Here is a 12,799-nt window from a genome sequence, read left to right on the forward strand (position 1 = left end):
CTTCTTCTGGCCCCAAATATCCCGGGGTGAATGCGCGGCACGCGCAGAGGGGCAGCGCCCCTCACGGGTTCAGCCGTTCAGCGCATCCAGACGTGCCGTCACGGACAGACCATGCGCTTCCAGGCTTTCACTCTTTGCCAGCACCTCTGCTGCCGGGCCGATGGCGCGCAGCGAGTCCGGGGTCATCTGGCTCAGCGTGGTGCGCTTGAGGAAATCCATCACCGACAGACCGGAGGAGAACCGGGCAGAACGCGCGGTGGGCAGCACGTGGTTCGGCCCGCCAACGTAATCGCCGATAGCTTCGGGCGTGTACTGGCCAAGAAAGATGGCGCCGGCATGGACGGTTTTTTCGCTCAGGGCCACCGGATCGGCGACGCACAGCTCCAGGTGCTCCGGTGCAATGCGGTTCGACAGCGCTGCCGCCTCATCCAGATCCCGCACGGTGATCACCGCGCCGAAGTCGCGCCAGGAAGGGCCGGCGATGGCGCGGCGCTCCAGCGTTTCCAGGCGCTTGTCCACGGCCTCCGCCACCGCACGGCCAAAGGCTTCGTCATCGGTGATCAGGATCGACTGGGCGCTTTCGTCGTGTTCGGCCTGGCTCATCAGGTCCAGTGCGATCCAGTCCGGGTTGTTGTCCTTATCTGCGATCACCAGGATTTCCGAGGGGCCTGCAATCATGTCGATCCCGACCTTGCCGAACACCCGCCGCTTGGCCGCGGCGACAAAGGCGTTGCCGGGGCCGGTGATCTTATCGACCGGCGCGATGCTCTCGGTGCCATAGGCCAGCGCCGCCACCGCCTGGGCGCCGCCGACGCGGTAGATCTCATCGACACCCGCAAGCCGTGCCGCCAGCAGCACCAGCGGGTTCACTTGCCCGTCCGGCGTCGGCACTGTGATGGCCAGCCGTTCGGCGCCCGCAACCTTGGCCGGGATTGCATTCATCAGCACCGAGGAGGGGTAGGAAGCCAGCCCGCCCGGCACATAGAGCCCGGCAGCGGAGACCGCCGACCAGCGCCAGCCCAGCGTTGCGCCGCTTTCGTCCGTCCACTGCGCATCCTCGGGCATCTGGCGCGCGTGATAGGCACGGATGCGCTCTGCCGCCAGCTCCAGGGCCTTGCGTTCCTCCGCCGGAACATCAGCGATGGCTGCATCCACCTCAGCTTCGGTGAAGCGCAGCTGCGATGCGTCCAATTCCAGCCGGTCGAATTTTGCCGTCAGCTCCACCAGCGCCGCATCGCCGCGGGCGCGGACATCCGCAATGATCCCGGCCACGATGGCGTCCACATCAGGGCTGTCCTCGCGCTTGGCGCCCAAGAGGGCGGTGAAGGACTGTTCAAAACCGGCATCAGCGGTGTTCAGAAACTGCGGCATCGGGATCTCCTTTGGCCTCCGCATAGCCGCAAGGGCGCAGAGCCTCAAGATTTATGCGCGGGACCGGTGCAATTGGACGCAAGCCGCGGAGAACTGTTCCGCAGGTTGGTACGGAAAAAGGGCACTGCCCCGCAGCCATTAACGGAAGAGGGGCGCTGCCCCTCTTGGCCTGTCAGCCAATTCACCCCGGTGTATTTTGGGCCAGAAAGAAGCAGCAGCTCAGCGCAAGGGTTTGCGCATTGCGATGCAGGAGGTGCCGCAGCATCCGCCGGTCTCTTCCGCCGCTATCCAGCCGTGCCTGCGGTAGAAGTCCAGCGCTGTGCGGGTGGCGTTAAGGCGGGCTTCGGTAAAACCACCCCGCAGCAGTTCCGCTTCCAGATGCGCCAGCATGGCGGTGCCTGTGCCCCGCCTGGCTGCAGCCGGTGCAACATACAGCAGGGAAAGAGTGCCATCCGGTTCCAGCCCGCCCACGGCGGCGGCCTCTCCGCCGTACCCGGCCAGCCAGTAGCGCCCCGGCCCGGTGATCCACGCGCGTATCTGTGCCGGAGTTTTGCTGGCGGTCCATTCCGCAATCCGGTCCGCATCGCCGCCGTGGTCGGCCTGGCATAGATCGCGGATCGAGGCGATGAGGACCCGGCTCATGGCAAAGACGTCAAAAACCGTGGCACGGCGGATCTCCAGCGATGCCGCCGGGGCGGCGAAAGCCTGCGAGATGCCGCGCTTGTTCTGCATGGCTCAGGCGCCGTGGTCCGGGGCCTGGCCGGAGGGCGCCCGGTAAGGGCGCGTGACATCGCGCAAGGACACTTCAAGCGCTTCCACTGACAGGCGCAAAGCACCATCGCCGGCCAGGGTCAGCAGCACATGGCCCGCACCATCCTCTCCCGGCTCGAAGGTGACGGAGAGCAGCGACAGGATCAGGTCCTTGTCCTTGCGGTCGACCCCTTGCGAGGACACCTTCAGCACGTTGTCCACGACCAGCAGTGACTGCACCCGCTCGAAAGCCCGGCCCCGGCGCTCCGCCGCGTCGCGGTCCTCCCAGCGGAACCGGTTCACCAGCAGCGCAAAGCGGCGTTCAGACGCGCGCCAGCTCATTTCGGTCGCCGGAAACACCGCGTCCTGCAGCAGCGAGGACAGGACCTTGAGGTCCTCTTCCTCCAGCGCGCCCAGGTTCAGCGGCGCCTCGCGGCCGTCCTCAAAGCTGGCATCTGTCATGACTGCTCCTTGATCCGCTCGATTTTTGCGCCGACACCGGACAGCTTGCGCACCACATGCTCATAGCCGCGGTCCAGATGGTAGACCCGGCTCACTTTGGTTTCGCCCTCTGCCGCGAGCCCCGCCAGGATCAGCGAGACGGATGCGCGCAGGTCGGTGGCCATCACCGGGGCGCCCTTCAGCTTTTCGACGCCGGTCACCGTGGCATGGCCGCCGTGGACCTCGATCTGCGCCCCCATGCGCACCAGTTCCGGCGCGTGCATGAAACGGTTCTCAAAGATCTTCTCTTCCAGCACCGAGGTGCCTTCGGCGGTGCACATCAGCGCCATCATCTGCGCCTGCAGGTCGGTGGGGAAGCCGGGGAAGGGCTCCGTCACCACGTCCACCGCCCGCACCCGGCCGTTCTTGCGGCTGACGGTCAGGCTGTTCTTGCCTTCGGTGATCTCAATGCCCGCGGCCTCAAGTTTGGCGCAGAAACTGTCCAGCAGGCTGCGGCGGCCGCCCAGCAGCTCCACCTCGCCGCCGCAGATCGCGGGGGCCAGCATATAGGTGCCCAGCTCGATCCGGTCCGTCACCACCTGATGGGTGGCACCATGCAGCCGGTCGACACCCTGAATGGTGATGTCGGGGGAGCCGTCGCCCTCAATCTGCGCGCCCATCTTGCGCAGGCAGTCTGCCAGGTCGACGATCTCCGGCTCGCGCGCGGCGTTCTTGATGACGGTAGTGCCCTTGGCAAGCGTTGCCGCCATCATGATATTCTCGGTCGCCCCGACCGAGGCAAAGCTCAGCTCAACCACTGCGCCTTTCAGGCCGCCCGGCGCCTTGGCGTGCAGATAGCCGTCCTTCAGCTCAATCTCTGCGCCCAAGGCTTCCAGCCCATGGATATGCAGGTCCATCGGGCGCGCGCCAATGGCGCAGCCGCCCGGCAGCGACACCACCGCCTGGCCCAGCCGCGCCAGCATCGGGCCCAGCACCAGGTTCGACGCCCGCATCTTGCGCACGATGTCATAGTCAGCGACGTGGCTGGTCAGATCGTGGCTCGACAGCGCCAGCACTTGGCCGTCCTGCAGGCTGGAGACTTCGGCCCCCAAGGACTGCAGCAGCAGCGTCATGGTCTTGATGTCACTGAGCCGCGGCGCGTTGGTCAGGGTCAGCGGCTCCTCGCTGAGGAGCGTGGCCGGCATCAGGGTGAGGCAGGCGTTCTTGGCGCCGGCAATCGGGATCTGCCCGTTCAGCGGGCCGTTGCCCGTTACCAGAATCGAATCCATCTGCTCTTACTCTCCGCTTTTGCCCGTATCCTGGTCCTGCTTGTCCGCCCGCGCCTTGGCCTGGGCCTTGCGCCGGGCCATGTTAGCCTTCAGCGCTGCCTTCAGCCGGTCTTCGCGCGATACAGCGGAACCGTCGTTTTTAGGTGATTTCTTCTCTGCCATAAGACTTCTGTAACTTAGTGTGAAAAAACCGTCCAGAATGCTCTTGCGCCCCTCCGCGTTTATGCCTAAAAGCCCCCTCACCGGCGCTGCTGTAGCTCAGAGGTAGAGCACTCCCTTGGTAAGGGAGAGGTCGAGAGTTCAATTCTCTCCAGCAGCACCATCTTCCAAAAAATGAATACTTTCAAAGTCCTGCAGCAGGGCTGCACTGCTGCACCGCCCTCCTTTTTGCTTGCCGGCGGCGAGACTGCCGGGAAAACAAGGCTTTTCGCCATTCAAGCCTCAGTCCACGGCCCAACCACTGCAGCCCCCATTCCGCAGCGGACCGCCGGGCACGCCCGCGGGTGCTGCCGCGCCGGACGGTTCCAGACCACGGGGAATCGGCGCAGCATCCGCGAATCGCTGGTTCCTTAAGGGGTGAAAGCTAAAAATGACTCGGAAATTCCGCCGCCACACCACCGTAAATGCCGCAAATCGGGGCCTTCCGGAGACATTTTAACGCTGCGGAAATGAATCGCAGACAGTGTTTTCTCCCATCTAACGCCCAGATGGCACCGCCAATGGCCGCACCCGGGCTGCCGGGCAGACTGAAATGTTGATGGGAACCACTCTGCAATGACTCGACTGTTCAATTTCTGGGGCAATATGCGGCTGGGCCGCAAGCTGCCATTGTCCATCGCCGCTCCGACGATCCTGCTGACGCTTGCATCCGGCTTTTTCTTTGCCTGGGAGGCCGGCCAGGCCCTCAAGACCAACCGCGAAGCGGCATATGCAACGCTGCTGGAGGAACGGAAGGAAGCGCTGGAAAACTGGGTGGCCGGCCTGCGCTCGCAAACCCGCACGCTTGTTGCCAGCAAGGCAGTTGAAACGGCATTGCGCGATTTTTCCAACGGCTTCTACTCCTTGGGCGACGATCCCAGCGGCTATCTGCGCAGCACCTATGCCGACGGCAATCCCAACCCTGCAGGGGAGCGGTACAAGCTTTTGGACGCCAAGGACAAATCCGCCTGGTCCATCCGCCACAAGATGAACCACACAGGTTTTGTCACCTTCCTGGAGGAGCAGGGTTTCCTGGATGCCTATCTTTTGGATGTGCAGGGCAACATGGTCTATTCTGTTCACAAGAACGATGACTTTGCGCTGAACTACCTGGACGGGCCTCTCAAAGACAGCGGCCTGGGCCAGGCCTTCCGGTCTGCACTGGAGATGGAGCAAGGCAGCGTGCACCTGTCGGAAATGGCTGCCTACCAAGCGGACAGCGGCGTGGCCGCGATGTTCATTTCGTCGCCTATTTTCAAAAAAGGCGCAATCATGGGGGCGCTGGTGCTGCGGGTGCCGGTCGGGGAGATCGCTGAAATCCTGTCTCACTCGGCTCTGCTGGGGGAAACGGGCCAGGCTTATCTGGTGCGGGGCGATGGTGTCGCCCTGACCGCGTCTGACCGGGACGGCGGCCACCGGATTCTGTCGCAATTGCCCGAGCTGCAGCAGATAACCGCGGCCATCAGCGGCGGCGAAAGCAGCTTTTCCGGAACGCTTGGCCTGTCCGGGCAGCCGGTAGAGGCCATGGCCACGGCGGTTGGCCTGGACGACCGAACCTGGGGCATCGTCGTGGAAGTTGACAGCGCCGAAGCCCTGGCCGCGCAAAACAGTCTTTCCAACGCCGCCATGCTGCAGGCCGTCGGGGTGGCGCTTGCTGTGGCGCTGCTGTCCTGGATTGCGGCCCGCGGCATTGCCCGTAAGGTCTCTGCCCTGTCTGACAGTGTCGAGCATATTGCCGCCAAGGACTACGGCCACCCGGTGGCCAGCCTGGGAACCGGCGACGAATTCGGCAATATCGCCGGCATCCTGGAAGGTTTCAAAACCGATCTGCAGAATGCCCAAACCGCCGAGGCGGAACGGGCGGAGGCGCAACGCGAGCAGGATCATGTGGTCGCCGAACTGCGCACCGGCTTGACCCATCTCGCCAATGGCGACTTCTCGGCCACAATTGATGATCCTTTCCCCGAAGCCTACAAAGGCCTGCGGCTGGACTTCAACCAAACGGTCAACACATTGAATGCAACCGTCCGCGAAGTGGTCGAGGCCACGACCAGCATCCGCAACGGCACCCATGAAATCAGCCAGGCCTCGGATGACCTGTCGCAGCGCACCGAAAGCCAGGCCGCGACCCTGGAGCAGACAGCTGCTGCCCTGGACCAGATGACCGCCAGCGTCAAAGCGGCCGCCGATAGCGCGCGCAGCGTGGAAACCGCGATGAACGAGGCCCGGGACGAGGCCGAAGCAAGCGGCGAAGTGGTGCAGAACGCCGTGTCTGCGATGAACGGGATCGAGGAATCAGCCACCCATATCTCGCAGATCATCGGTGTTATTGACGACATCGCCTTCCAGACCAACCTGCTGGCGCTGAATGCGGGCGTCGAAGCCGCGCGTGCAGGCGACGCAGGCCGCGGGTTTGCGGTTGTCGCCTCGGAAGTGCGGGCTTTGGCCCAGCGTTCTTCCGACGCAGCGATGGAAATCAAGGCGCTGATCTCAAACTCCGGCGAGCAAGTGGCAAAAGGTGTGGATCTGGTCGGAAGGGCCGGCGAAGCCCTGAACAGCATTGTGTCCCAGGTCGCCCACATTTCCGGGCTTGTTTCCGGCATTGCTGAGGGCGCAGCCGAGCAGTCCACCGGGATCGGCGAGATCAACACCGGGGTAATGCAACTGGATCAGGTCACCCAGCAAAACGCCGCCATGGTGGAGCAGATGACCGCGGCAGGCCAGCTGCTGAGCGGGGATGCATCCAAGCTCGCCGGTCTGGTCGCAAAATTCGAAGTCGGACTTGAGATGGCCGCACCGCCCCCGCCGCAAGAATCCGAACTGCCGTCGGCACATGGTTCTGGCTGGGACGATCTGCCGGAAGCAAGCAATGCCTTTCCCGGAACCGACGGCTCAGCCGCCCTGGCGAAATGGCAGGACTTCTGACACGGCCCGCAGCCCGCGAAACCTGAGGGCCAGGCCCAGACCTTAGGGCCAGGACCCATGAATCCCGCACTGCCAACCCTGCGCCCCTGCAGCGTCTGCTACGGGGGGCGTTTGCCTGAAAATAACAGGTGGTGTTGTGAAAACCGATTTTTCAGACTTTAAAAGGATACTGAGACAGAACCAGGCACCTGGCAGAGAGAACGGACGCGGATGCCAGCTGTGTTTTGCAGAAAAAAGGTAGCGTAATGACCGTGTCTAACCTCCCCGCAAGCTGGCTGCGGGCGCTCAGCCACCGGACCTACCTGCCTGCCCTGCTTGCTCTGGCGGTTGTCTGCGTTGCGGGATTTTACGCTGAGCGCCAGAACGCCACGATTCATCATCAATCGGAACGCGCCCGTATTCAGCAAGAGGCCGGAATGCTGAAATCCAAGCTCGAGGGGCAGGTGAACGGGGACTATCAGCGGCTGCGCGGGCTTGCGGCCATGCTGGCGACGGAACCGGATATGACCCAGGCCCGGTTTGCCCGCATCGCCGCCCAGGTTCTCGAAGGAAAAACCGCCATCCGGCATATCGCGGCAGCCCCCGGGCTGGTGGTTTCCTTGATCTACCCCCTGAAAGGAAACGAGCCTGCAATCGGGCTTGACTACAACCAGAATGCCTTTCAGCGCGCAGCGGCGCACCGGGTGCGTGACAGCGGTGAAATGGTGCTGGCAGGCCCGGTCGATCTGGTTCAAGGCGGCTCTGGCTTCATTTACCGCCTGCCGATTTTCACTGGCACCGGCGGTAACAGGCAGTTCTGGGGCATTCTGTCAGCCGTGGTTGAGACCGAAACACTCTACGCCGAAACCGGGTTGAGCAGCGCTGCCAGCGGCCTGGAAATCGCGCTAACAGGCAAGGACGGAACCGGCGCTGAGGGCCGCCTGTTTCTGGGGTCCGGCGCGATTCCAGCGGCGGATCCTGTTTTGCTCGACATCAATCTGCCATCCGGTTCGTGGCAAATGGCTGCCCGCCCGTCCGGCGGCTGGCAGGACGTGCCCGGCAATCTGTGGCAGCTGCGGCTTGCGCTGTTCGTGGCAGCCGGGCTGATCGTCTTTCCAACCGTCCTGGCAGGGCGGCTGTCGGCGGCACGGCAAACTGTGATTGGCCAGTTGAAGCGGCGCGAGGCGGAGCTGGAGGCGGTTTCGCGGCGGCTGGAAATTGCAGTCAAGACCTCCCGGGTCGGCATATGGGAATATGATTCTGAAAATCGCAATGTGACCTGGGACAGCCGGATGCATGAGCTTTACGGCATCCCCGTGGACCGTGGCCCGCCGGAAGACCATGACTGGATGGCCATGCTGCATCCGGATGACCGGGAGCGGGTGGCCGAAACACTGCAGGCAGCTGAACAGAACAAAACGCATTTCGCAGCCGAATTCCGCGCCATCCTGCCGGACGGCACGCTTAAGCATATCCGCGCCCTGGCCAGCCCCTTTACCGATGCCAGCGATCGTGACTGGATGATTGGCGTCAACTGGAACGTGACCGAAGATGTACATCTGCGCGAAGAGCTGATCCGCGCCAACCAAACGCTGTCCGAGCGCAATAAGGAGCTGAAGGCCGGCAAGCAGGCGCTTGAAGATGCGCATGATGAATTGCAAAGGCAGCAGGCAGAGCTTTTCCGCCTGTCGCTGGTAGCAAAACATGCCTCCGACAGCATCATCCTGACGGATGCCAGCCGCCGCATCCTTTGGGTTAACGACGCTTTCACCCGTGCGACCGGCTACACGTCTCAGGAGGCAATCGGCCGGACCCCTTCGGAGCTGCTGGACGGGCCGGACACTGATCTTGGCGTGATCCGGGAAATGAACCGCCACAAGGATCTGGGCATCCGCTATCACAATGAGGTGCTGAACTACACCAAATCCGGGCAAGAGGCCTGGTTTGATACTGATATCGTGCCCGTCACCGGGCCGGACGGCAGCGTCGAACTCATTATCGGCATAGAACGCGACATTACACACAGCAAGCAGCGCGAGCGGGAACTGGCCGAAGCCAAGGCCGCTGCCGAACAGGCGGACCGCGCCAAATCCGACTTCCTGGCGAATATGAGCCATGAAATCCGCACCCCCATGAACGGCATCATCGGCATGGCTGACCTGCTGGCGGAAGCAGAGCTCCCGCCCGACGAGCAGCAGAATGTGGAGACGATCCGCAATTCGGCCCAGGCATTGCTGAAGATAATCAACGACATCCTGGATCTGTCGCGGCTTGAGGCCGGAAAATTTTCGATTTCCGAGGATGATTTCCCCCTGCGCGACTGCGTCGGCAGCGCCGCAGATCTTTTCTGCCCGAAAGCAGAGGAGAAGGGGCTGCAGCTGCAAGTCACCTATGCCGATGGCCTGCCGGAGCGGCTGCATGGCGATGATGGCCGCTTGCGCCAAATCCTAGTCAACCTGATTGGCAACGCAGTGAAGTTCACGTCCCAGGGCGCTATCGCCATCCGTGTTTCACATGCCGCCGGGGACCCCTGCCGTCTTGTGGTTGAGGTCGAAGACAGCGGCATCGGAATATCCCAGGCACAGACCCGCCATATCTTCGACCGTTTTACCCAGGCCGACACCGCCACAACCAAAGCCTTTGGCGGCACCGGGCTGGGGCTGACGGTATCGAGCATGCTTGCCAAGCGGATGGGCGGCGGCATCACGGTGGTCTCCGAACCAGGCCAAGGCTCTTGTTTCAGGCTCGAGGTGCAAATGCGCCCGGCCGCCGCTGCCCAAGACCCAGGCGCCGGCCTGCCGCTCGAAGACGAAGCCAGCATCGCGCCTTGCACCGTTCTTCTGGCCGAAGACAACCAAACCAACCGGCTGTTGATCCGCAAGTTCCTGCGCGGCCAGCCGGTTGAGCTGGCTGAGGCCGAAAACGGCCGCGCCGCTGTCGAGATGTGCCGGACGCTATGCCCGGAGATCATCCTGATGGACATGTCGATGCCGGAGCTGGATGGCATTGCGGCCACCCGGGAGATCCGCAAGCTCCCCATTCCGCAGCCCCTCATCGTGGCATTGACAGCCAACGCCTTTGCCAGCGACCAGCAGGCTTGCCTGGACGCCGGCATGGACCGTTTCTTGACCAAACCTGTCAAAAAGGCGGTGCTGCTGCATACTCTGGCAGCCCTGCAGGCTGAGGCAGACGCCAAGCCGCATCTGCGGCCCCGGGCCAGCGCCTGACCCCGTCCCCGGGCTGACCTTGGGGCGGAGCGCCGGCTCCTAGACGGCCAGGCCGATCAACGCGACGCCTCCGGCCATCAGAACCGCTGATCCCAGGCGCCGCAGCCAGTAGCCTTCTTTCAAAAAGATAAAGCCAATCAGGGCTGCAAAGATAACAGAGGTTTCCCGCAGCGCCGAAACAGCCCCCAGCGGCGCAAAGTTCTTTGCATACAGAACAAGCCCGTAGGCGGTCATCGACACAAGCCCGCCGGCAATGCCAAGCGCCCAGGTCCGCTTGGGCAGCACCGCCAGGGTCTTGCGTTTGCGCACGGCGATGAACCCGGCGATGAAGATATGCAGGAAGGCCCCCCAGGCCCAGTAGCTGAGCGTATTGCCGGACAGCCGCACACCGATACCATCAATCAGCGAATACATGGAAATGAAGCAGCCCGTTCCGACGGCAAACCCAAGGGCCGCGCGGCCGACGCCGGACCGAAGCGCCCGCCAGCTGCTGACCTGAATACCAATCGCAATCACCGCGATCCCCGCCCAGGCCTGCAGCGGCAGCACTTCGCCGGCAAACAGCATCGCCCAGATGCCGACCAGCGCCGGAACAATGCCCCTGGCGATCGGGTAGACAACACTGAAATCGCCGTGCTGATAAGCCCGGCCCAGCGTATAGTAGTAGCCGAAATGCACCACCGTTGAGAGCAGGATATAGATGAAGCTTTCTGCCGATGGCAGTGGCAGCACCAGGATCATCACGAAACTGGGCAGCACATGGCCCAGGGCGACCAGCCCCAGCGTTGTGGTGCGGTCGGCGGCTGTTTTGACAATGGCATTCCACACGGCATGCAGCATCGCCGCCGACAAAATGATGGCAATAACAAAGGGGGTCATTTCAGGAGCTGGTCTTCAGTTTGGGAGCCGGGGGCCAGACGTCATTCGGCATCTTCCGGCTGCATTTCATTGATCAGCCGGGTCTCCAGCAACTGGCCGTTCTGGTACAGAACCGGATAGGCCACAGCGGCGATATGGCTGTTGAACTCGCGCAGGGCACGCAGCGTTTCCAAATGGATGTCCGAGGTCTCAAAGCTCTCCCGGGCACCATTCTGCAAGCGCTTCAAGTGGCGCTTGCGGCTGTCGTGCTCCATGCGCTTCAGCTCGGTTTTTTCCAGGCTCAGCAGACGTGCGCTTTCCAGGTCGTCAGAGATCAGCACATTTGATGCCAGCTGCATGTTGGCCATGATCGCCTCATGCATTCTGGTGATTTCCATCCAGCCTTCTTTGGAGAAGCTCAGCTTCTTCTTGTTCAGATCACCGGCAAGAACCGTAAGCCGCCGCGCCACCACATCGCCGGCCGTCTCCAGGCGGATGGCATATTCCATCAGGCCGCGCGCAATCTTGAGCTGATCCTCGCCAAATTCGTCTTCCGGGATTGCTGCCACGTATCTGCGGATCCCCGACAGGCAGCCGTTGACCTCTTCGTCCATCATCTGGACAGTCTTGATCTGCTCCTTGCTGCTCTCACGGTACAGGTCCAGAACCGGCCGGAACATGGCGCTGACCTGATCCGACATCCGCAGCAGTTCACGCTTGAGATTGCTCACCGCCAGTGCCGCTGAGCCATAGCTGCCCTGCTCCAGCGCACTGACCGGCCGCCCCGGCTGCACAGGCTCCGCCTGCACGGGCTCCGGAAACAGCCGTGCAAACAGCGGCCCCAGCGGGGTGCAGACCGGCAGCGCCAGCAGCAAGAGCGAGGCATTGAACGCCAGATGCGCGCTGACCAGCATCTGGCCGCCCTGCGGATCGCCAAGCCACCCCTGGCGCAGCGCCAGATTGGCGCCGAACAGGCAAATCACCGCCCAGGTGCCGCGCAGCGCAAGATTGGCATAAGGAATGCGGCGCGCCTTCAGATCCATGCCGCGGCTGAGCCACACCGGAATGAAGGCGGAGCCGAAATTCGCCCCCAGCACCAGCGACAGCCCGGCCGCAAAGGGGATCGCGCCGATCTGCACCAGCGTCACGCACATCAGGATCGCCGCAACGGAGGAATGCATCACAAAGGCCAGCGCGCCGCCAACCAGAAACGCGGTGATATAATCCCGCGCCAGATAGCCTGCGACCGCGGGCAGAAAGGCGCTGTCACGGATCGGATCCATCGCCTCGCGCAGAAAACGCAGCGAAATCAGGATGAAAGCCACCCCCATCAGGATCCGCCCCAGCTGCCGCGCCTTCTTGGCCTCGGTCTTGACGAACAGGTAGCCGCCAACCGCCAGCAGCACCGGCACCAGCCAGTCGAGCTTGAACGACAGGATCTGGATGATCAAAGCGGAGCCGAGATCGCCGCCCAGCACGATCGCCAGCCCGGTGGGAAAGGCCAGGTATCCGCTGGCGGCAAACCCGGATGTCAGCAGCGCCACCGCGGCCGAGCTTTGCAGCACGATCGCCAGGCACAGCCCCATCGCCCCGGCCTGCAGATGGCTCTGCCGGCCGGTCAGCAGCCGCTGGAACGAGGCGCCATAGCTGCGCTCAATGCCCGTCCGCACCATCCGCACCGCGTAAAGCAGCAGCATCGTGGCGCCCGCCAGGCTGACAAGAAACGTGAGAATGGCCATGTCAAATCCTGTCCAGGGCTTC

The 12,799-nt window shown here is 63.1% G+C and carries 10 protein-coding genes and 1 tRNA gene; 3 read left to right on the forward strand and 8 right to left on the reverse strand.

The genetic code is table 11. The features are described 5' to 3' along the window. Positions 1 to 69: 69 nt before the first annotated feature. From hisD to ACXAEK_RS02350, 5 genes are all read right to left on the reverse strand, one after another. Positions 70 to 1,371, reverse strand: a complete 1,302-nt coding sequence (hisD, locus tag ACXAEK_RS02330; protein ID WP_475039660.1) for a histidinol dehydrogenase — start codon at positions 1,369 to 1,371, stop codon at positions 70 to 72. A gap of 219 nt (positions 1,372 to 1,590) precedes the next feature. Continuing rightward, positions 1,591 to 2,103 (reverse strand): GNAT family N-acetyltransferase, encoded by a 513-nt coding sequence (locus ACXAEK_RS02335; RefSeq protein ID WP_475039661.1) that lies wholly within the window; start codon positions 2,101 to 2,103, stop codon positions 1,591 to 1,593. Positions 2,104 to 2,106: 3 nt separating this feature from the next. Continuing rightward, the gene (locus ACXAEK_RS02340; protein ID WP_475039663.1) at positions 2,107 to 2,583 is read right to left on the reverse strand and encodes a DUF2948 family protein; all 477 of its coding nucleotides are present in this window, start codon (positions 2,581 to 2,583) and stop codon (positions 2,107 to 2,109) included. Then, on the reverse strand, positions 2,580 to 3,851 hold the full coding sequence (murA, locus tag ACXAEK_RS02345; RefSeq protein ID WP_475039665.1) for a UDP-N-acetylglucosamine 1-carboxyvinyltransferase: 1,272 nt from the start codon (positions 3,849 to 3,851) through the stop codon (positions 2,580 to 2,582). Before murA ends, ACXAEK_RS02340 begins: the two co-directional genes overlap by 4 nt. A 6-nt stretch (positions 3,852 to 3,857) precedes the next feature. Further along, positions 3,858 to 4,013: a hypothetical protein gene (locus tag ACXAEK_RS02350; protein ID WP_260016960.1), complete on the reverse strand. Its 156-nt coding sequence runs from the start codon at positions 4,011 to 4,013 to the stop codon at positions 3,858 to 3,860. A gap of 85 nt (positions 4,014 to 4,098) precedes the next feature. Here ACXAEK_RS02350 and ACXAEK_RS02355 point away from each other — a divergent pair. Further along, positions 4,099 to 4,173, forward strand: a tRNA-Thr gene (locus ACXAEK_RS02355). On the opposite strand, the gene ACXAEK_RS02360 is transcribed toward ACXAEK_RS02355, so the two are convergent. After that, positions 4,152 to 4,289: a hypothetical protein gene (locus ACXAEK_RS02360; protein ID WP_475039668.1), complete on the reverse strand. Its 138-nt coding sequence runs from the start codon at positions 4,287 to 4,289 to the stop codon at positions 4,152 to 4,154. The genes ACXAEK_RS02355 and ACXAEK_RS02360 overlap by 22 nt on opposite strands. 336 nt (positions 4,290 to 4,625) lie before the next feature. On the opposite strand from ACXAEK_RS02360, the gene ACXAEK_RS02365 reads away from it, so the two are divergent. Then, the gene (locus ACXAEK_RS02365) at positions 4,626 to 6,974 is read left to right on the forward strand and encodes a methyl-accepting chemotaxis protein (RefSeq protein ID WP_475039670.1); all 2,349 of its coding nucleotides are present in this window, start codon (positions 4,626 to 4,628) and stop codon (positions 6,972 to 6,974) included. A gap of 245 nt (positions 6,975 to 7,219) precedes the next feature. After that, positions 7,220 to 10,180 carry an ATP-binding protein gene (locus ACXAEK_RS02370; protein WP_475039672.1) on the forward strand — a complete coding sequence of 987 codons (2,961 nt, stop codon included), beginning with the start codon at positions 7,220 to 7,222 and terminating at the stop codon, positions 10,178 to 10,180. A gap of 39 nt (positions 10,181 to 10,219) precedes the next feature. Here the strand turns inward: ACXAEK_RS02370 and ACXAEK_RS02375 are convergent, their stop codons facing one another. Together ACXAEK_RS02375 and ACXAEK_RS02380 are read right to left on the reverse strand one after the other, a co-directional pair. Then, the gene (locus ACXAEK_RS02375; RefSeq protein WP_475039674.1) at positions 10,220 to 11,059 is read right to left on the reverse strand and encodes an EamA family transporter; all 840 of its coding nucleotides are present in this window, start codon (positions 11,057 to 11,059) and stop codon (positions 10,220 to 10,222) included. Positions 11,060 to 11,100: 41 nt separating this feature from the next. Then, positions 11,101 to 12,777: a Na/Pi cotransporter family protein gene (locus tag ACXAEK_RS02380; protein ID WP_475039676.1), complete on the reverse strand. Its 1,677-nt coding sequence runs from the start codon at positions 12,775 to 12,777 to the stop codon at positions 11,101 to 11,103. Between the last annotated feature and the right edge of the window lie 22 nt (positions 12,778 to 12,799).

It is taken from the genome of Leisingera sp. ABM4_101, from assembly GCF_056158725.1.

Excerpts from the sequence above, each read along its gene's own strand:
- murA (WP_475039665.1), bottom strand. The coding sequence starts at position 3,851 with ATGGATTCGATTCTGGTAACGGGCAACGGCCCGCTGAACGGGCAGATC.
- ACXAEK_RS02340 (WP_475039663.1), bottom strand. The coding sequence starts at position 2,583 with ATGACAGATGCCAGCTTTGAGGACGGCCGCGAGGCGCCGCTGAACCTG.
- ACXAEK_RS02375 (WP_475039674.1), bottom strand. The coding sequence starts at position 11,059 with ATGACCCCCTTTGTTATTGCCATCATTTTGTCGGCGGCGATGCTGCAT.
- ACXAEK_RS02365 (WP_475039670.1), top strand. The coding sequence starts at position 4,626 with ATGACTCGACTGTTCAATTTCTGGGGCAATATGCGGCTGGGCCGCAAG.
- ACXAEK_RS02335 (WP_475039661.1), bottom strand. The coding sequence starts at position 2,103 with ATGCAGAACAAGCGCGGCATCTCGCAGGCTTTCGCCGCCCCGGCGGCA.
- ACXAEK_RS02370 (WP_475039672.1), top strand. The coding sequence starts at position 7,220 with ATGACCGTGTCTAACCTCCCCGCAAGCTGGCTGCGGGCGCTCAGCCAC.
- ACXAEK_RS02350 (WP_260016960.1), bottom strand. The coding sequence starts at position 4,013 with ATGGCAGAGAAGAAATCACCTAAAAACGACGGTTCCGCTGTATCGCGC.
- hisD (WP_475039660.1), bottom strand. The coding sequence starts at position 1,371 with ATGCCGCAGTTTCTGAACACCGCTGATGCCGGTTTTGAACAGTCCTTC.
- ACXAEK_RS02380 (WP_475039676.1), bottom strand. The coding sequence starts at position 12,777 with ATGGCCATTCTCACGTTTCTTGTCAGCCTGGCGGGCGCCACGATGCTG.